Source organism: Corallococcus sp. CA054B (assembly GCF_003611625.1).
GTDB lineage: Bacteria > Myxococcota > Myxococcia > Myxococcales > Myxococcaceae > Corallococcus > Corallococcus coralloides.
Map to the genome: position 1 here is coordinate 1 of NZ_RAVY01000034.1, position 18,053 is coordinate 18,053.

The 18,053-nt window shown below is 69.2% G+C and carries 17 protein-coding genes; 5 read left to right on the forward strand and 12 right to left on the reverse strand.

Annotated features, from left to right (window positions below; all coding sequences use genetic code 11):
- Positions 1-517 precede the first annotated feature (517 nt).
- Positions 518-1,120 (forward strand): hypothetical protein, encoded by a 603-nt coding sequence (locus D7V80_RS11255; protein ID WP_120588146.1) that lies wholly within the window; start codon positions 518-520, stop codon positions 1,118-1,120.
- A gap of 80 nt (positions 1,121-1,200) precedes the next feature.
- On the opposite strand, the gene D7V80_RS11260 is transcribed toward D7V80_RS11255, so the two are convergent.
- Entirely contained in the window at positions 1,201-2,382 is a 1,182-nt protein-coding gene (locus D7V80_RS11260) for a right-handed parallel beta-helix repeat-containing protein (RefSeq protein WP_120588147.1), read from the reverse strand.
- 289 nt (positions 2,383-2,671) lie between these two features.
- Here D7V80_RS11260 and D7V80_RS11265 point away from each other — a divergent pair, with 289 nt between their 5' ends.
- The gene (locus D7V80_RS11265) at positions 2,672-3,187 is read left to right on the forward strand and encodes a homoserine O-succinyltransferase (protein WP_147447043.1); all 516 of its coding nucleotides are present in this window, start codon (positions 2,672-2,674) and stop codon (positions 3,185-3,187) included.
- Here D7V80_RS11265 and D7V80_RS11270 read toward each other — a convergent pair.
- The 3 genes from D7V80_RS11270 to D7V80_RS11280 are packed head-to-tail and all read right to left on the reverse strand — an operon-like array spanning position 3,180 to position 7,220.
- Positions 3,180-3,950 (reverse strand): NTP transferase domain-containing protein, encoded by a 771-nt coding sequence (locus tag D7V80_RS11270; protein WP_120588149.1) that lies wholly within the window; start codon positions 3,948-3,950, stop codon positions 3,180-3,182. The genes D7V80_RS11265 and D7V80_RS11270 overlap by 8 nt on opposite strands.
- Positions 3,947-4,576, reverse strand: a complete 630-nt coding sequence (locus tag D7V80_RS11275; protein ID WP_147447044.1) for a gamma-glutamyl-gamma-aminobutyrate hydrolase family protein — start codon at positions 4,574-4,576, stop codon at positions 3,947-3,949. The genes D7V80_RS11270 and D7V80_RS11275 overlap by 4 nt, the downstream gene beginning before the upstream one ends.
- The gene (locus D7V80_RS11280; protein WP_120588151.1) at positions 4,569-7,220 is read right to left on the reverse strand and encodes a PEP-utilizing enzyme; all 2,652 of its coding nucleotides are present in this window, start codon (positions 7,218-7,220) and stop codon (positions 4,569-4,571) included. Before D7V80_RS11280 ends, D7V80_RS11275 begins: the two co-directional genes overlap by 8 nt.
- A 176-nt stretch (positions 7,221-7,396) precedes the next feature.
- Between D7V80_RS11280 and D7V80_RS11285 the strand changes: the two genes are divergently transcribed.
- Positions 7,397-8,185: a hypothetical protein gene (locus D7V80_RS11285; RefSeq protein WP_120588152.1), complete on the forward strand. Its 789-nt coding sequence runs from the start codon at positions 7,397-7,399 to the stop codon at positions 8,183-8,185.
- Between the two features lie 5 nt (positions 8,186-8,190).
- Here D7V80_RS11285 and D7V80_RS11290 read toward each other — a convergent pair whose 3' ends face one another.
- From D7V80_RS11290 to D7V80_RS11315, 6 genes are read right to left on the reverse strand one after another with little or no spacing between them, the layout of a single operon-like run.
- Positions 8,191-9,180, reverse strand: coding sequence for a nucleoside-diphosphate kinase (locus D7V80_RS11290; RefSeq protein WP_120588153.1), 990 nt, complete (start codon positions 9,178-9,180; stop codon positions 8,191-8,193).
- Positions 9,177-10,853, reverse strand: coding sequence for an alpha-amylase family glycosyl hydrolase (locus D7V80_RS11295; protein ID WP_120588154.1), 1,677 nt, complete (start codon positions 10,851-10,853; stop codon positions 9,177-9,179). Before D7V80_RS11295 ends, D7V80_RS11290 begins: the two co-directional genes overlap by 4 nt.
- The gene (locus D7V80_RS11300; RefSeq protein WP_120588155.1) at positions 10,850-11,761 is read right to left on the reverse strand and encodes a nucleotidyltransferase domain-containing protein; all 912 of its coding nucleotides are present in this window, start codon (positions 11,759-11,761) and stop codon (positions 10,850-10,852) included. The genes D7V80_RS11295 and D7V80_RS11300 overlap by 4 nt, the downstream gene beginning before the upstream one ends.
- On the reverse strand, positions 11,758-13,008 hold the full coding sequence (locus D7V80_RS11305; protein ID WP_120588156.1) for an aminotransferase class I/II-fold pyridoxal phosphate-dependent enzyme: 1,251 nt from the start codon (positions 13,006-13,008) through the stop codon (positions 11,758-11,760). Before D7V80_RS11305 ends, D7V80_RS11300 begins: the two co-directional genes overlap by 4 nt.
- The gene (locus D7V80_RS11310) at positions 12,995-13,804 is read right to left on the reverse strand and encodes an ABC transporter permease (protein WP_158616594.1); all 810 of its coding nucleotides are present in this window, start codon (positions 13,802-13,804) and stop codon (positions 12,995-12,997) included. Before D7V80_RS11310 ends, D7V80_RS11305 begins: the two co-directional genes overlap by 14 nt.
- Positions 13,801-14,622: an ABC transporter ATP-binding protein gene (locus tag D7V80_RS11315; protein WP_158616595.1), complete on the reverse strand. Its 822-nt coding sequence runs from the start codon at positions 14,620-14,622 to the stop codon at positions 13,801-13,803. The genes D7V80_RS11310 and D7V80_RS11315 overlap by 4 nt, the downstream gene beginning before the upstream one ends.
- Before the next feature lie 483 nt (positions 14,623-15,105).
- Here D7V80_RS11315 and D7V80_RS41720 point away from each other — a divergent pair, with 483 nt between their 5' ends.
- Both D7V80_RS41720 and D7V80_RS11320 read left to right on the forward strand, forming a co-directional pair.
- Positions 15,106-15,261 (forward strand): hypothetical protein, encoded by a 156-nt coding sequence (locus tag D7V80_RS41720; RefSeq protein WP_158616596.1) that lies wholly within the window; start codon positions 15,106-15,108, stop codon positions 15,259-15,261.
- A gap of 229 nt (positions 15,262-15,490) precedes the next feature.
- A complete protein-coding gene (locus tag D7V80_RS11320) occupies positions 15,491-17,068 on the forward strand; it encodes a hypothetical protein (RefSeq protein WP_120588159.1) in 1,578 nt (525 codons plus the stop codon).
- Between the two features lie 37 nt (positions 17,069-17,105).
- On the opposite strand, the gene D7V80_RS11325 is transcribed toward D7V80_RS11320, so the two are convergent.
- Positions 17,106-17,612: an SgcJ/EcaC family oxidoreductase gene (locus D7V80_RS11325; protein ID WP_120588160.1), complete on the reverse strand. Its 507-nt coding sequence runs from the start codon at positions 17,610-17,612 to the stop codon at positions 17,106-17,108.
- Between the two features lie 42 nt (positions 17,613-17,654).
- A complete protein-coding gene (locus D7V80_RS11330) occupies positions 17,655-17,945 on the reverse strand; it encodes a DUF2378 family protein (protein ID WP_233585260.1) in 291 nt (96 codons plus the stop codon).
- Positions 17,946-18,053 lie beyond the last annotated feature (108 nt).

The window sequence follows — 18,053 nt, forward strand, 5'->3', positions numbered from 1 at the left end:
TCGACCGCGCAGCTACTGCGCCAGGTGCGCGCTGCATTCGGACGCCTCGGCCGCCATCATGCGGCCCTGCGTGGCTTCTTTGCCCACGCAGGGCTCTCCCTTCATGGACTTACCTGAAGGGGATTAGGGCAACCGCGCAAGGCGTGCTTGCAGGGCCGCGAGCTGGTTTGACACATCATCCTTCACCGCCTCGTCTTGCGCGGCAGCGCGGCTCCGTGGACAGCCCCGTTTTACGCACCGGCTTGCCGTCGCCGAAGTAGGTCACCCGCGCGAGAATCGGGATGCCCACGACGCACCACACTGGCGACTGCGGGCCTTGGATATCCCGGGCTCAGGGCGTCTTCGGAAGGCCCGCGTTCCTACCCGTCGGTCGGGTGCCTTGTAGGCCCGGAGGAACTGTTTTCACTGTGAGTACCTTCTTCTTGGGTTCAGTGAAATCAGATGATTTCGCATTCACGGCACAATGCCTTGAACGCCAGTCGATGGACGGCGTGGGCACCGCCGCGGGGGAGCACACATGAACCCGAGCAGCGCCCCATCCCAGTCCTCCCAGGACAAGGCTCCTGCCGCCCTGCACGAGGTGAGCGGAACCTCGATCCTCAACTTCCTGAAGTACTTCGACAAAAAGGGCGTGCGCGCCACCATGCGCCAGCGGGTGAGCCCCGCGACGGCCATCTACTTCGACAAGCTCATCCTGCGCACGTCGTGGGTGCATCGCTCGGTGCTGGACGACATCTACGCGGCGGTGGCGATGGACGGTGGCGAGGACGCCGTCCGCCGGTTCAGCCTGGAGGTGACCCGGGACGGCTATGGGCCCATGGTGCGCCAGTTCGCCGAGACGCTGCTGGGCCTGATGGGCGCATCTCCGTCCACCCTCTTCAGCCGCTACGGCGCCATTGGTGGCATGTATGAGCACGGCACCGAGTACAGCTACACCGCGCTCTCTCCCCGCTCCGGGGAACTGGTGGTGCGGCTCGTGGAGCCCGCCCCGCGCCTCGTCTTCGTCGCGTGGGAGGGCGTGTTCCAGTTCGCCTTCGAGCTCACCCGGGAGCAGGGCACCGTCGCGCCGGTACAGGTCTCCGAGAACGGCCGAGTGGGCCGCTACCTGCTGACGTGGTGAGCGCGGAGGCCCCACGAGCGATGTTTCGGTCGAGCCGATCAACCCGGCGCCGTTCCCGAGCACGAAGCCTTCGTTCAACCCTAGTAGGGGGCGCAGACGATGCCGAAGCAGTCGCCCGCGCCATTGTCTCGCGCGACGTTCCCTCCGCCGTTGAAGGCGGTGGGCGCATGGATGCCCCAGCCGGTGTTGCCCAGGGCGACGTTGTTGATCAACACGGGGGTGCTGGGAGCCAGGACCCGGAGGCCATCGCCGTCATTGCGCAGGAATTGGTTGCCGCGGACAATGCCTGTCAGCGTGATGGGGAACTCAAGTGGCGTGTCGGACAAGGTCAATCCGCCCGCGTTGTCATGGAAGGTATTGCCGTCCATGTAGATGTCCACCGGCGCGACATGCAGACCCGCACCGTTGTTGACGGCCAGCGAGTTGAGCATCGAGAACCTGAACAGCTGCCACGCCGGAGCGAACGCGGGGGCGAACGCGGTGTTGTTCGCGATGAGCGAGTTCTCGAATCTCAAATTGCCGCAGGTGTCGGGGCCGCCAATGTCGACCAGCAGCAAAGCCACGGAAGCGTTCCACGCGAGCGTACTCGACCTGATGCGAATGGAGCCGTTGAGGCACCGGAGGACGTTTTCGTTCGACGTGAAGGTGGAGTCGAGCACGTCGATGGTGTGGAAATCCGCGGTCATCGCGGTCCCGTTGTGGGTGAAGACCGAAGTCCTCACGTCGAACGCACCGCTGGACTGCCCGTGATCACTGGCCAGCCCGGAGACGTTCCCGCTCAGGCGGCACTCCGTGATGAGCAGGTTCGTATTGAACCGGGTGTAGACGGCGTAGCCGTTGTCGAGGAGCACGAGCTTGTGCAGTCGCAGGTTCTCCGTGATCGAAGTAATGGGGGTGACGACTCCAAAGCTGAACCCCTGAACCGTGCCATTGCGCACCATGCTGTTGAAATCGACCGCGATGCCTTGCGAGTTCGGAGTGACCGGGCCTGTGCGGCGCACGGTATGGCCGCCAAGGTCCAGGACGATGCCTTCGGCACCGATCCGGAGCGCGAAGGGGATGTCCCCCGGGCAGTTGAGGTCGTGCGTGAGTTTCGTGTGCTGGGTGAGGGTGTCACCGCACTGGACGACGCCGCCGCCCAGGTTGAAGGCAACCGGGGCCTCCGCATCGAAACGCACCGCATCGCGGGCCTGGGCGGCGGGCGCCCCCATGAGCATCGTGGCCATGGCCATGGCGACGAGGAAATCGCAAGTCTTCCGCATGTTGCCTCCCCGGGGCTGGAGGTGTCCGGTCCCAAGCAAGCAGGCTAGACACTGCGCTCCCGATGGCTTCCCTCCCAAAGGTGGCAGCGCGCTGCACTGGAGGTGACACCCTCAGGCACCGTCACGGCCTCGTCCTGCGCAAGCGTGCGCCCAACGCTCCCAAGCTGGCATCCCGTTGTACGAGGTGCTCCAGGGACCTTGAGCATCCCGCCTGGGGTAGAACCACCGGAGCAGGCTGTCAGACCGCGAGGGCAAGCTTCCTTCGACTGGCACCGAGCGAAGGACGTTCATGGCAACCTTGAAACAGCTGGCGTTCCGGATGGCGCGCACCCCTGCCTCCGGCTCCCTGGTGCGCTTCGGCTTCGCGCACGCGGACCGGCTCCTGCCCCTCACCTCCGTGGACCGCTCGGGGCAGGCCGCCATCTACCGGCACCCGCGTCCCGTCTACGGCACCTTCCACCACATCGCCGTCCCCCTGCGCGGCGTGCCGGACGTCTTCGCCCTGGCGCACCCGCGCCACGCAGGGCTTCGCGCGGACCTCCTCGCGCTCATCGCTGGAGCACGGCAGCGGGCCCCCGCGTCGGTGCTCGTCAACGCGGGCCCCCGGCAGGACGTGGGCCAGGTGCACTTCCACCTCACGGACGACACGCCCTTCAGCGACGCCGTCCGCTCGGAGCACCTCACCTGGCCGGACTGGGACGCGGCCATTCGCGCGCTGACCTCCGTCCCCGACATCCAGGAGCGCTACCGCGCTGGCTTCTCGCTGCTCCAGGACGCCGGGGACCCCCGGGTGCGCCTCATCTGACGGCCGTGGGGGACCAGAAGCCCGCCAGTGCTCCCGAGGCGTGGGCCTCGGTGTAGCGGCGCAGGTCCTCCGCGTTGTCCGCCTCCAGCCAGCCGGACGCGATGGGCACGGCGTGGACCGCCACGCCCTCGGAGATAAGGTCCTGGAGGAAGGCCGTCATGGAGATGTTCCAGTAGCGTGGGTCCCTCGCCACGCGCTGGTCGAAGCGCTCCAGGAGCGTGTGCAGGACGCCGGGCCCGAACCGCAAGAGCCCGATGTACTGCCCCTGCACCTCCTCCACCGAACGCACCCTCGAGCCGATGTCCACGATGCGCTCGCCTTCCAGGCGCAAGGACTCGCAGTCCGTCGTGGGGTCCTCCATCCGCAGCTCCCAGAGCCGGCGCCACTGCGTGTCGATGGCGACTTCCACGTCCCGGGTCGCGGCGAGCATCCGCGCCAGCACCTCGTGCGAGAAGACGATGTCCCCATAGGAGACGAGGACCGGCTCCGTGCGGGACACCACCGGCAGGCTGAAGCGCAGCGTGGAGACCATGTTGCCGGTGGTGTAGGCCGGGTTCACCACGACGCGCACGTTCCGCCCCGCCCCGGTCAGCTCGGGATACGCGCCGGCCATCACCGTGACGTCCACGCCGAAGTGCGCGTAGACGGCCAGCTGATGGTCGAGCAGCGGGGCTCCCGCCAGCTCCACCAGGCACTTCGGCCGGTTCGCCGCGAGCGGCCCCATGCGGGTGCCCAGGCCCGCTGCAAGGATGATGGCTTTCACGGTTCGTACGCCTCCATGGATTCGAGGACTGCGGGAAGGTGATGGGGCTCACGCTCGGGGTGCCACAGGACGCCCAGCGAGCGCCGCTCCCGGTTCGCGAAGGCCTCCACCGCGCCATCCTCCGAGCGCGCCAGGACGTCCCATCCCTCAGGCATGGAGTCCTCCGCCACGCCCCAGTGGTGGAAGCTCGCGACTTCCGCGGGGCCCCGCCACGCCCGGGCGAGTGGACCCGTCAGCGCGTGGCGCACGCGCACGTGGCCTTCGACAGGCACGAGCCGCATGCCCGCGAAGCGCGCGAGCATCTGCGCGCCCCGGCACACGCCCAGCACCGGCGTCCGCGTCCGGGCGGCGAGCGACAGGAGGGCGGACTCCGCCCCGTCGCGCGCGGGGACGGAGTCCGGTCCCGTTCCCGGAGCGTCGTTGCCTCCACTCAGGATGACGAGCCCCGGACGGAGGGCTTCGAACTGGGCCACGGCCGCGGCGGCCACGTTCACCACGGGGAACGGCACCCAGCCGGCCTCCCACAGGCCTTTGGCCCAGGAGTCCTCGAGCGCATCCCGCACCTCCGGACGTCCCGGGACGCGGTCACTGCGCTGGGTGATGAGGGCCACGCGGCGCTCACTCATGGACGAGCCTGCGCCCCCCACAGTCCAGCGTCATCACCCGCCCACCCGACAGCCGCCGGAACTGCTCCCGTCCCACGCCGATGGCGGCGGGCAGCTGCAGCTCGGTGCAGCGCACCGCCATGTGCGAGTTCGCGCCCCCGTACGCCGTGACGATGCCGGCGACGCCCAGCGCGAGCAGCCCGTCGTAGCCGGGGTCGGCGCGCTCCAGCAGCACGATGTTGCCGCGCACGCGCTCCGGGTCTGGCAGCCCGTCCGCGACCAGCACCGGCGCGCGCACGCAGGCCTTGGTGACGAACAGGGGCTGCTCTCCACTGCTCACGTGGAAGAGCAGGTGCGACGTGCGCGTCAGGATGTCCGGCAGCTCGATGAGGTTGACGGCGGCGGCCTGCTCGCGGGCCTCCTCCACGGCGTCGCGGCACCACGACCGGGCTTCGCGCGGCGGAAGCGACAGGGCGGTCTCCACCTGCTCCAGCGACAGGTGCGCCAGGTCATCCCGGCTCAGCCCCAGCGGCTCGCCCCACGCCGCGAGGTGTTCGAGCACGCCACTCAGCGTCTTCGTGAACACGTGCTTGCCGTACTCGCGCCCCGCGATGCCCGCGCCCAGGTGCGAGAGAAACACCTCGCTGGTCATCGACAGGCCGGCGCTCCGCAGGCCCGCGCCCAGGCGCTCGTGGAGGCTTCGGGAGAGGGGAGCCTCGTGCCTGAACGGTTCCTCCGCTCCGGAGATGAGCGGACCGAAGTAGCGCTCCGGGTCCGCGCCATAGTGGGGCATCCGGATGTCATAGGTCCCCGGGCGCAGGTGCCCGAACTCCGCGACGAGCGCCTCCAGGCCCAGCTCGCCCCGCCGCACGCGGTGCGCGTCCGCTTGCAGTTGTCCCGCCACCGTCCGGATGCGCTGGAGCACTTCGCGCTGCTCGCTGAAATCCATCACGCCCTCGCGCACGAAGCTCTTGAGCAGCGCGGTCACCACGAACGCCGTCCGCGCCAGGTGCGCGAAGGGCAGGGTGCCCAGCATGCGCAGGCGCGCGAGGATGGGGCCGAGCCCGCCCTCGAAGCCCGGCGCGAGCGGCTCGGCCCGCAGCCGCTGCACCTGCTCTACCTGCGCGGGCAGGTCGCGAAGCCCGTGGAGCGTGATGTCCCTCAGCGCGGTGGCCAGGGCGTCCAGCTCCCCTGCATCCAGTGAGGACGCATAGAGCCTCCGGAGCCGCTCGCGCAGGCCCAGGCTCGCGCACGTGTCCGCGATCTCGAACTCCACCTTGTCATGCAGCTCGGGGGCGCTGGCCAGCCGGGCCAGCTGCTGGGAGATCAGGACCTCCGCCACGCGCGCCGGGGTGCCGGCCGGGATGAAGGAGTTGAGCGAGGCGCGCACGTCCACGTAGGCGTGCCCCGCGAAGTCGCGCAGCAGGGGCGTGCCGCGCAGGTCTCGGTAACCATAGGCCGCGCGCTGCTCCGCCCAGGTCCGGTCCGTGATGAGCCGGCCGTAGAGCGTCCTCGCGAGCGGAAGCGGGCGCCGGCCAATCATCTCCGCCGGGTTCCAGTCCGTCATCGTGCTGTAGACGGGCCCTTCTCCGACGACGGGAGCCTTGGGCCGCAGCAGCGCCTGGTGTGCCGTGCAGGCATCCGCCAGCAGCATCGCCCGGCGGACCTCACCTCCCTCCGGCAGCGACGAGCCCTTGGCGATGGGACGCGCCTGGAGGAGGTGGAAGTCACCGCCCGCCAGCGCGAACTCGATGTCCAGCGCCTCCACGCCCACGAGCTTCACCAGCTCACGCCCCACGGTGACGACGCGACGGAGCGAGTCCGGCAACAGGCCCCGGGGCACGCCGTGCTCCACGTAGGCGGACGAAGGCTTCTCCAGGGCGCCGGACGTAATCTGATCCGTGCGCCCGCTGGAGACGTCCGACGCCACCACCCAGTACGAGGCCAGCGTCTCCGGGTGCCGCGCCATCAGCACGCCGCTTTCGCTCACGGGGTGGACGTAGGACTGGAGGAAGACCTTCTCCTCCCTGGCTTCCGGACCGTACGACTCGAACACGTCCGAAATGGCGCCGCCCACGGCCGCGGCATCGCCCGCGTCCACGTCGAGCACGGAGAGGAAGCGGCCCGCGTTCGACGCGGTCCACGCATCCTCCGCGGAGCAGGAGGAGCGCACCACGATGCGCTCGTTCCCGAAGCGCTCGCGCACCCGCTGGAGCACGGCGTCCCGGTCCTGTTCCCAGTCCTCGCCCCGCACGATGTGCGGCCGGGAGATGCACCACGGCCCGTGCAGCTCCGACAGGATGTCGAGCGTGCGCGCCTTGTCCCCCAGCACGAGCCGGCCCACGGGGGCCTGGGGCTCGCTGGAGACCTCGTCCTCTTCCAGCTCGAACCGCGCCACGTCTCCGGCCTGGGCAAGCCTGTCCGCCACCTCGTCCAGGTCCCATCCCTCCAGCGCCGCACGCACCGCCTGGGTCCTTCCGACGATGAAGCGGCACTCTCCCCGCCAGGTCGCGATGACGGCGGAGGACTCATCAAGCAGCACGCGGAGCGCGCGTGGACGCGGGAGCACCGTTCCCTTGAACACGAGCGTCAGCGGCACGCCGTCGTACGTCTGGGCGAGTGTCTCCAGGACGCGCTCGGCCCAGGCCCGCATGGACGCGTGCACGGGGCCGACGCCACGGATGCGGCAGTCAGGAGGACTTCCAACCGGAGGGGTGGGGCGAAACATCACGGCTTCGCATTCCAGGGCTGTCACGGGCGACCTCGCACGAGCGGACGTGGGGCATGGCGCGTGCGCGGCATCGCATTGTGGCCTCTGCCCACGTGTGGTGGATTCGATGCATGAGAACCTTCGCCACGGATGAGCGGCTGGCGTACCGCCGCGCGGGCAATGAGCTTCAGCCCCGCCCGTCCGAGGACCATGTCCTCTCCTACGAGTACCGCTTGATGCAGCTGCCGCTGGTGCGGCCGGACCACCCGGAGGTCGTGCCGTTCGACCTCAAGGCCGGCTACGACTGGCTGGGCACCTACCGCGCGCCCCGCGTCTCGCTGGTGGGCTTCGTGGACTTCGGCGCCTTCGCGCAGAGCCCCCAGTTCAACCGCTTCATGAACGCCGTGGCCATGACCGCCGCGGCGCGGAAGATCTCCTGGGAAACCGTCGAGCGGCGCAAATACAGACATCACTTCACCATCTGCAACGGGCTGCATGAGCGGATGCCCATCGCGGACATCGTGCCCTTCGTGAAGCAGCGGCTGGAGGGCTTCCCCCGCTTCCGCATCCAGGTGAAGGGCGGCTGGTTCTGGGGCAAGAAGAACGGCCGCATCTACTTCCCCGTCTACCCGGAGCTGACGGACGGCCCGAACCCCGTGGACCACCTCACCGAGGTCCAGACGCGCCTGGGCCACTCGCTCCACCCGGGCTTCTACATCGGCTGTCTCCAGCTGATGGACCACCTGCGCTTCAACTCCGAGCTGGACGTGCACGAGGCGGGCGAGCTCTTCGACGTGCTGAGACGCTTCCGTGAGACGACCATCGTGGAACTCGACGTGACCGAACTCTCCATCCTGCGCACGCACGACGACCTCATCCTCAAGAGCCGGGTGCTCGAACGCGTGCCGCTGGCGGGGTGACGGGTTCATTCGAACTCCTGGAGCGCGCTGCGCAGGAGCACGCGCTCATAGGCGTTGCGGACCAGCGCCCCCAGCGGACCGATGAGCCGCGTGAGGTCCGTCTCGCGGTACAGCGCCGGGTGATGGAGCAGCTCCAGCACCGTGGCGACGAGCGCAGGCTCCACGCGGTAGTCGAACATCCCGGGCCGGCGAGGATGCGAGAGCCCCGCCTGGACCGCGTCGTCCACCAGCGCCGCCTCGTGCGCCACGACGCGCAGGTACACCTCGCGGGACGCCGAGGGCTCGGAGCGGAGCCCCTCCAGTTCGGTCGCTGCCTCGCGCCACGGAGAAACCAGGTCCTCCGGCAAGGGGGCGACGAGCTCCACCTCCTCCGCGAGGCGCAGGCGGAGGTGGACCAGGAACTCCAGGGGCGAAGGCCGCCACGCCCGTCCCACGACGGCACCCGGCAGCTGCTGGATGGCGGAGTTCGCGCGCCGGGTGGGACGCCCCTCCGACTCCAGCAGCATGCGCAGCTCTCGGGGATCGAAGGCCGTGGCGGCCTCTTCAATCATGGCGCGCGTGTCGTCCGAGGAATGCATGAGGCTCAGCGCGCGCGTCGGGGCCTGGAGCTGGCTGCGCAGGTGGTGCGGTGAGCGCTTGTGGGGATTCGCCGACCCCTTGAGCGACCTGAACGCCTCGCAGGCCGACCGGCTCGGGGTGCGGAGGATGAGCGCGCAGGAGGACTCCAGCAGGTACACCTCGCTGGGCACGGCCCACGTCTTGTCGAGCGCGATGGGACGGTTGGGGCTGTACACCGCCTCGATGCTGCTCTGCGTGAATTGGACGAAGCGCCGGTCCACGACGCGAAAGCCCTCGCGCTCCAGGAACGCGAGCGCCTCTTCCGCGAGCCCGAGCCCGATGGCGTACGGGTCGAAGAACGTGAAGACGAACTCTTCGCTCCCTGGACGCGAGCCGAAGGCCTCCACGAGGCCGGACACACTGGCAACGTTTCTCATGTGAGGTCTCCACTCCCGGCTTCCACGAGCCACAGCGCTTCGGAAGGCGCGAGCAGGACGTCCCCCTGGCCCTGGCGCCCGCCGAGCAGGTCCGTCCACTTCCGCAGCGGCACGGGGACGGACACGGGTTCCACGCCGAAGTTCACCAACACGTGCAGCGGCTGACGGCCATGGCCTCGCGCCAGGTGCAGGACCTGGGGCGCTGGCAGCCGCGCCTCACTGCCACTGTCCTCCCGCAGCGCGGGCGTTTGGTCGCGCAGGCGGATGAGGCCCAGCAGGGACTTCAGGATGCGCGCGTGCACCGGCTGCCGGACCAGCGCACGCAAGGCCCCGTCCGAGTACCGGTGCCGGTTCGCGGCGCGGGGATTGGAGGGCTCGACGCCCACCGCGTCCGGCAGCCCGAACAGCGTGGGGAAGTAGAGACAAGGCGTGGCAGGGAGTGCGAAGAGCAGCGCGTGCGCGGCCAGGTAGCGCTCGACGTCGAGCCCCGCCTCCGTGGAGAAGATGCGATGCAGGGAGCTGTTGAGCTCGTACGGCCGGGGTTCTCCTCCCACGTCCGCGTAGGACACCCGGACCCCGGTACGCTCCAGCCGCTCCATCACCCGCCGCAGGGTGGGGGCCTCCAGCGGCGGATCCATGGGGCGCAGGTGCACGCCGTCATGTGTCTGGAGGAAGGCGTAGCCGTCACGGCCGTGGGCATCCGCCGCGGACGCGTTCACCCAGTCCACCAGCGGACCGCCTTCGCCCGCGAGCGCCGCCGCGAAGACGAGCAGCGGCACCGCGAGGTGGTTGTCGTGCTGCGCCAGCTCCTCGCCCAGGTAGCACCGCTCTCCCGTGCGGTGGTCCGTCTCCGCGAGCAGGCGCACCGACGGGTCCACCAGGTCGGCCACGGCACGCAGCGCGCGCACCAGCAGCTTCGCCTCCGGCTGGTGAGGCCCTCCGGGAATGCGCTTCCACACGTGGGGAATGGCATCCAGGCGCACGACCCGCGCGCCTGCCTCCACCAGCCGCAGCAGGGTTCCCGCCATGGACAGGAAGACGTCCGGCGAGCCGTGGTTCAGGTCCACCTGGGCGCGCCCGTACGTGCACCACGCCCAGACCGCGCCAAAGCGCTGGAGGATGGAGGAGGTCCGCACCCGCGTCCCCCATTCGATGTCCCGCGGCTCGGAGAAGAGGTGGAAGTCCCCGGGCCGTCCCTCCCCGCGCAGCACGTCCCGGAACGCCGGGTGCGACGTGGACACGTGGTTCATCACCAGGTCGAGCATCAGCCCGCCGCTCACCTCCGACAGCCGCTCCAGGTCCTCCCACGCCCCCAGGCGGGGATGCACGGCCCGGTGGTCCACCACCGCGAAGCCGTCATCCCCGTCCGACACATAGGGCGGGAGCACGTGCAGCAGGGCCGGTCCCACGCCGCCCACCTCCTCGTCGAGGAAGCGCCGCAGCGCCGCGAGCGGAGCCATGCCCCCATCGAGCACGTGGTCCGGATACACGGCGATGACCGTGGGCCGCGCGTGCCCGGGCCTCGGGCGCGCGCGAACGCCCTCCGCCGCCTGGTCCAGCTCCCGGACGAGCGCCTCCGCGCGCTCCGCCCCGTAGAGCTGTCCCAGCGCGTCCCCCAGCCGCGCCCTCGCGGGGGCGCGGACCGGGTGGGCCGTGTGTCCGGGGGCGCTCATCCCTGGTGCTCGAGGACGTAGTCGATGCTGCCCTGGAGGAACTCCACCGCGCGCGCCAGCTCCGGCTCCGCCGACATGCGTTGGGCCATGCGCTGGTGGAGCGCTTCGATGCGCGTGAGGCAGCCGCCCAGCGGCCCCGTCGCGCAGTCCGCGTGCAGCAGGAGCCCCTCCTCCAGCAGGCCCCGGTCCACCTCGCTCGCGGTGGCCATCGCCTTGCGCGACTCGATGAGCAGCCACTTGCGCGCCGCGCTCGTCACTCCCAGGGCCGCGAGGATGGAGACCAGCGCCTCCTCCACCGCGATTCGCGCCACGTGCCGGCTGGACTCCTCGCTGACGGCACGGTGGCTGATGGCGTCCTCCAGATACTCGTGGACCTCCATGAAGTGCCGCACGGTGAGGTAGGTGGGCAGCAGCTCCACCAGGAACTCGTCCCGCCAGCTCGCCACCAGGCTCGGGTTCATCAGCGGCAAGCCCACGCGCAGCCGGTGCAGGAAGCGCAGCTCCGGGCCGTCGATGATGGGGATGAACTTCAGCTCGGACGGCTTGTAGAGCGCCGGCGCGATGGCCGTCATCCACGTCATGATCTCCGCGACGCGGCTGCGCTCCGCCAGCTCGATGTTGACCTCGATGCCGTCGCAGTACTGGAGCGCTTCACTGAAGCGGCTGTTCTTGAAGCGCACGCCCTCCTTCGTGGAGATGAGCGACGTGCGGTGCGGCACCAGCACCATCAGATCCACGTCCGAGCTGGGCGTGCCATTGCCGGCCGCGAGCGAACCCGTCAGCAGCACCCCGCACGAGGCGGGGGCGCTGACGAGCTCCGACAGGATGCGTTCGACGTCCACGCCGTGCGCGCGAAGCGTCTGCGTGGTGAGCGGTTGACCACTGGAGAGCTGATGCGTGCGCTTCATGATGCCACCTTCCCCCGTCCCTCATGGGACAGCTGCAAGTCCGAGAAAACGTCCGCGCACGCGTCCGCGACGGTGCGCACCATCTGCTCCTCATGCGTCCGCATCACGCTCAGGCGCAGCAGGCCGTGGCCCGCCGGGACGGCAGGGTGGATGACCGGGTTGGCGTAGATGCCCCGGTTCCACAGCAGCCTCCACGCCTGGAGCGTGTCGAAGTCCGCGCCCACCTCCACGCTGACGATGGGACCGTCGGACGGAATGGGCCGCAGCCCGCGCTCCACCAGCGCCTCGCGCAGCGAGCGCACCCGTTCCTTCAGCTGGGCCACCAGCGCCGGGTCCTCATGGAGGATGCGCAGGGCGGCCAGGGCCGCGGCCACGGAGGCCGGCGTGTTGGCGGCGGTGAAGAGGAAGGGCCGCGTGAGGACGCGCAGCGCTTCAATCTGCGCCTTGTCCCCGATGATGGCGCCGCCGCAGGAGCCCAGGCTCTTGGAGAAGGTGATGGTGATGAAGTCCGCGTCCTGGACGACGCCGTCCTCCTCCACGGTGCCCAGTCCCCGCGCGCCCACCGTGCCCAGGCCGTGCGCCTCATCCACGACGAGCGCCAGCCGCGTCTCGCGGCACACCTCCAGGAACCGGCGCAGCGGGGCCCGGTCACCGCGCATGGAGTAGACGCCCTCCACGACACAGAGGCCGGCCGCGGTGTCGTCCTTCGCCTGGGCCAGCAGGTGCTCCGGGTCGTTGTGGCCGAAGCGCTTCATGTTCGCGCGCGCCAGCCACACGCCGTCCAGGACGGAGGCGTGCATCTCCTCATCCACCCAGGCCCGGTCATTGCGGCCCAGGAGCGAACTCATCAGGCCCAGGTTGGCGCCGTAGCCGGTGGAGAACACCATGGCGCCGGTGCGGCCATAGAAGCGCCGCAGGGCTTCCTCCAGCTCCTCGTGGAGCGTCAGGTTGCCGTTGAGCAGGCGCGAGCCCGTCACGCCCGCGCCCCAGCGGGCGGAGGCCTCCTGCGCGGCGGCGATGACGCGAGGGTCGTTCGCGAGCCCCAGGTAGTTGTTGGAGCCGAAGTTGAGGATGTCCCGGCCCTCCATGCGGGTGATGGGGCCGGTGGCCGACTCCACCCGCGTGAAGTAGGGGAGGCGGCCAATGCGCTTGCCCAGCCGGGCCTGCGCCACGCGCGGATCCCCGAGCAGCCGCTGGATGACGGGCGCCCGAGGGCGGCCCGCGGTGTCTTGTTCAGGTCGTGTCATGTTTTTGGTCCCGGAAGTCGAACGCCAGACTCGCGGCGGTCGCGCAGACAGCAGTGAAGGTGAGGATGACGGCGGTGCTCTGGAGCACGACGCTCCAGCGCCCCTGGCCGAAGGTGGCTTCGTTGAGCGCGCGCAGGGCCCAGTAGTGCGGCGTGGCGTAGCCGAGCGTGCGCGACCAACCTGGCAGGGCTTCGGTGGCGACGATGGCGCCACCCACCGCGCTGAACGTCACCAGCACCAGGTAGGAGAGGTTGGAGAGCGTGGCGGTGCTGCGAGTAATGGCGAAGAGGAGGAAGCCCAGGGCCGAGCCGCTGGTCACCAGCGCCGCGCCGGTGAGGGCCACCTGGAGGACGTTGCCGTTGAGCGGCAGGCCCAGGCACACCGCCGCGAAGCCCGTGAAGAGCAGCAGCTGCACGAACGACATCGCGCACGCGGGCAGCACCTTGCCCATGGCGAACGCGAGCCGGGAGGGGCGGATCAGCGCCTGCCTGCCGTCGGTGTGGTACCAGAAGTCCCGGTAGAACGCGTGACCGGAGTAGGTCACCACCATGTAGCTGAACATCACCGCGAAGCCGATGGTGGCCCGGCCCATGGCGCCCGGAGCCGAGTCGAGCCCCGACACACCCGGGCCCAGGATGGCGGAGAGCACCGCGGGCAGGATGAAGATGAACACCATGGCCGTGCGCTCGCGCGCGAGCACCCGCCACTCCGTCAGCGCGTAGCAGCGCACCACGTTGACAAAACCCGCCACGCCGCTGGGAGCGGAGAGGGCACTGGAAGCGATGTCTTGATTCATGGCCCCTCTGACTCCCGAGCGAAGGCGCTCAGGGACGGGTCCCTCAGCAGGATGTCGCGGAGCCGGTTGCCGGACAGGCGCAGCTCGGACAGGTGGACATCGGAGGGGACCTCGCCCAGCTTCGAGCGGACCTCCTCCAGGCTGCTGGTGGCGAGCGTGAGCTCCCACGAAGCATCGGGACGCGCGCCACGCAGCGACAGCGTGCGCACCTGGTTCGAAAGCACGGTGCCCAGTTCGCCCAGGTCGAGAGTCTTCCCGTCCCGCAGCAGCACCAGCTCCGTGGACAGCTCCTCGATGTCCTCGGGGTAGTGCGCGGTGACGAGCACCGCGGCGCCCTCCTCGCGCCATGCGCGCACCCGGCGCACCACCAGCTGGCGGGCCTCGAAGTCGAGCGCGACGGTGGGCTCATCCAGCAACCGGATGGGCGGCGCATGGACGAAGCTCGCCGCCAGGTGCACGAGCCGCCGCTGCCCACCCGACAGGTGATGCACCCGCATGCGGGCGATGGGACCCAGCGCGAACTCCTCCAGGGTCCGCGCGATGGCGGCCTTCGCCTCTCCGCGTCCCAACAGCAGCCGGGCCAGGTGCCCGACGTTCTCCTCCACCGTGAGCACGGGATAGAGCGCGATGGCCTGCGTCGCGAACCCGATGGCGCGGCGGGCGTGCAGCCCACCCACGTCGAGCCGCACCGAGCCGCCCGTCGTTCCCCGAACGGTGCCGGTGAGCGCTCCCAAGAGCGTCGTCTTGCCCGCGCCGTTGGCGCCGAGCAGCCCCACGGACGTGCCCCCCTTCAAGCGGAGGGAGACATCGCGGAGCACGGGCGTCCCCTGAGGGAAGGCGAAGGAAAGCCGCTCCGCGGAGAGCAGGGCGGTTCCTTGCGCGGACCCCATGGACTGACGAAGACGCCCAGGTGTTTTGACTGGATCCTGAAATCCTGTTTCTTCAGGAAAGGTGATTTTTTCGGTCATCGTCGGGATGACCTTCTACAGATGCGGTCTGACATCCAGCGTCAGCGGTCCGTGCTGAAGATGAAGTGGCTGAACTCCTCAGGGAGGTTTTGTTGAGAGCCTTTTCCAATCCCTCACATCCTCCTCACGCGTCGGAAGCGAGTAGCGTCAAGGGAAGGGCGGCATGGTGACCCAGGCGGTCGCGGAGACGTCCAAGCCGAAGCTGCGCCCGGTGCTGGCCTGAAGCCTGACGTGGCTGGCTTTGGATGCACTCCGCCGAGCCCGGCGACTCCGCGATAACAGGATCTTCCAAATTGTCGACAACTCCTGATCATCGCTGGAGGTGCTCACGCGGTGCTCGACACCCACACCTGCGCGGCGGACATCGCCCGGAAGTTCCTGCGCAAGCCCACGGTGCGGCCCGACACCTCCTGCGCGGCCGCGAGCCGCATCGAGTTCCTCGTCGAGCCTCTGGCCCCTGCTGTTCCCCAGCCGGACGAGGCTCCGTGAGCCAGGCTCGGAAGGGCGTCAGTCGAACTGGAGCACGCTCCAGGTGCTACTGACGTCCATACGTGCCCGGGCTTGCTGTGGGCAGACATTGGACACGCTGTGCGAGGTCATGATCCCGCAGAACCTTGTGAAGGCGTCCGTTGTCGAAGTGCATGGGAACGGCAGCTAGAGAGTCGGGGATGCCGCTACCATGCCAAGCGCCGTGGATTTGGACTCTGACGGAGGGCGTATGCGCCTTCATCCCTTGCTGTTCGCCGTGCTGCTGTCCGCGTGTGCCGCCCAGGGACCCGTGTCACGTCCGACCTTCTTCACGCCTCATGCGGCGGCAGTGACTTCCTCCCCGCCTTCAGAGGACTACGGCACCGCGCATCCGTTCCTGCTCCTGGACTCCGCACCTGATGGACAGTGGCTCCTAGCCTGCCAGGCACGAGAGGACACCAACGGAGATGGGCGCATCGAGACCGTCTTCGGCCACCACGGCAATATCGTGGGTGACGCGCTTCGCCCGTACCTCTTCCTGGAGCCTGGAGCGGGCATCCGCATCGACGAGGTGCTCGCCGTGGCTCCCACGGGGCGCTTTCTCGTCCTGGTGCGTGACTCCACGCTCTGGCTCCTCGACATGGAGACCCGCGAGGAGAAGGTGCTGGCCTCGGAGTTCATGTCTGACACGACGAGCCCCCATCCCCCCAGCCGTGCCAGCTTCTCCCGGGATGGCCTGCGGCTTCTCTACCTGCGTCCCGAGGCAGGGCGCTCCGTCGCCGTCGTGCGAGACCTACTTCAGGGGACCGAGCGCGTGCTCGACGCCGGTCGCGGCCTGCTCGGACAGGCCCTGCTGGAGCCATCCGGCCAGTGGGCGGTGTTCGACGTGGTGGAGGACACGAACTCGGATGGAAAAGAGAGCTGGCCCCAAGCGGACACCACGCTCGCATCCGCGACATGCCGGGGGCCGGTCATCTCCAGCTCGCACTTCGGCTGGGAGGGCGACACCCCCGTGCGCCGCTACCGCCGGCTGGAGGGCGGACCGCTCCTTCAGGGCGACGACATCCTGCAACCCATGGGTGAAGGAGTGCTGCGGCGCGCTCCGGACCGCTCCATCTTTTTCGAACATGCGGATGGTCGGCGGGAGATCTGGGTCCCATCGAGCTGCAACGGAACCCTGGTGTTCGCGGACACAGCACGCGAGCAGGTCGTGGTGGCCTGCGAGACGCAGCCGGATCGCGGTCCCTTGGAACTGCACGGCGCCAGGGTTCATCAACCCCTGGGTTGGCAGACGTATCTCCCGTTTTCGGACAACTACCTCCGCTCTTCCGGAAGCGACGGAAGGCTGCTGTCGTTGTGGGTTGTTTCCGAGGCCGCTTCTTCCAATGAGGCGGACATCGTCATCGACCTGGAGCGGCGCACCGTCCGAGTGGTGCCCTTGGGGCAGGTGGTGGCTTTCCTGGGGGCGCACGCATTGCTTCAGGAGAGCATTGATCCCGACGGCGGGTGTCGGTGCGCACAAAGCGGACAACGGCTGTGGTTCTGGAACGTGGAGACCGGGGCTCCACCGAACGTCTTGAGCGAATCAACGGACTCCGGCCTGTTCCAGGCGGGCGACACGGTGCTCGTCATGGGGAAGCGGATCGACTTGCGAACGGGCAAGGTGCTGGGGGATGCCTCGGCCGGGGCTCTGGCGCTCGATATCCGAGGTCGGGTTCTGCGCCCGAGTCCCACCGCGGTGAAGAAGGAGCCGGGCTCGTCGGCCCAATCCGGTCCTGTCCGGTGGGAGCCCGCGCTGAAGGCTCACGAATCCCAGCGCACGCGGTAGGAGCAGTGGCAGCCCGGGCTGCCACTGCACTCACTGTCTACGGCACAGGCTTGGGAGCCGGCTTCACGTCGGTGTTCTGGCCGGAGACGATGCGCCACTGCTTCTGGGTGCGCTTGAGCACATACCGCATCTGCGTGCGCAGCACCCCCTCCTCGGTGTTCTGTACGCCCGGAGGGAGCCCCGTGTGGCCGGTGACCTCGTGCATCGTGTCCACCACGGCGATGTCCTCGCTGGGGAAATGGATCTTTTGCACGGTGACCTTGGCGTGGCTGGTCTTGAAGATGCTCGCGAAGATGGCGGCGTGGCGCGTCTCGATTTCCGCGCGGCCCTGGAACACCGTGCCGACGATGTTGATGAAGTCAGCGTCGTCCGTGAAGTCCCGCGTCCATGCCGTCGCGTCGTGGGCGTTCCAGGCCTCGGTCTGCGCCTTCACCAGCTGGCGCAGGTCCTGCCCGTCCCGGGCGTGGTCAGGGGCCGTGCACGCCGTGGACACCAACACCAGACTCAGCACCGCGGCGACTGCGAAGGAAGAAGAGCGGATCATGGCCGCAGTCTGCCATGAGGGACGGTGCTGGAAGGACCTCGTTCACGAATCCCAGCGAACGCGGTACGAACAGGCGTGGCCGTTGAAGTCGAACGGCTCCACGCGGATGTTCTTCGCGCCGGCCCGGGAGCTCTCCTGCATGCGGGAGAGCACCCGGTCGGGCCCGAAGATGGGCCACAGGGACACGAGCGCCTTGCCCAGCAGTGTGTGCTCCAGGCCCTTGATGACGGCCATGCCCAGCCGCCGCGCCTTGAGCTCCGGCGTGAGGCTCGTGCCCACGGAGCGCAGGAAGAGCCCCTCGATGGCATGGCGGTAGACGATCTCTTCACTCAACGCGGCACCCATCCCATGCGTCCGCCCCAGGGCGGGGCAGGGCGCGCGGAAGCATCCCTGGATTGGGGCTGCAATGCGCTCGCGCGCGGGGTGAAGCCGGGGACGACG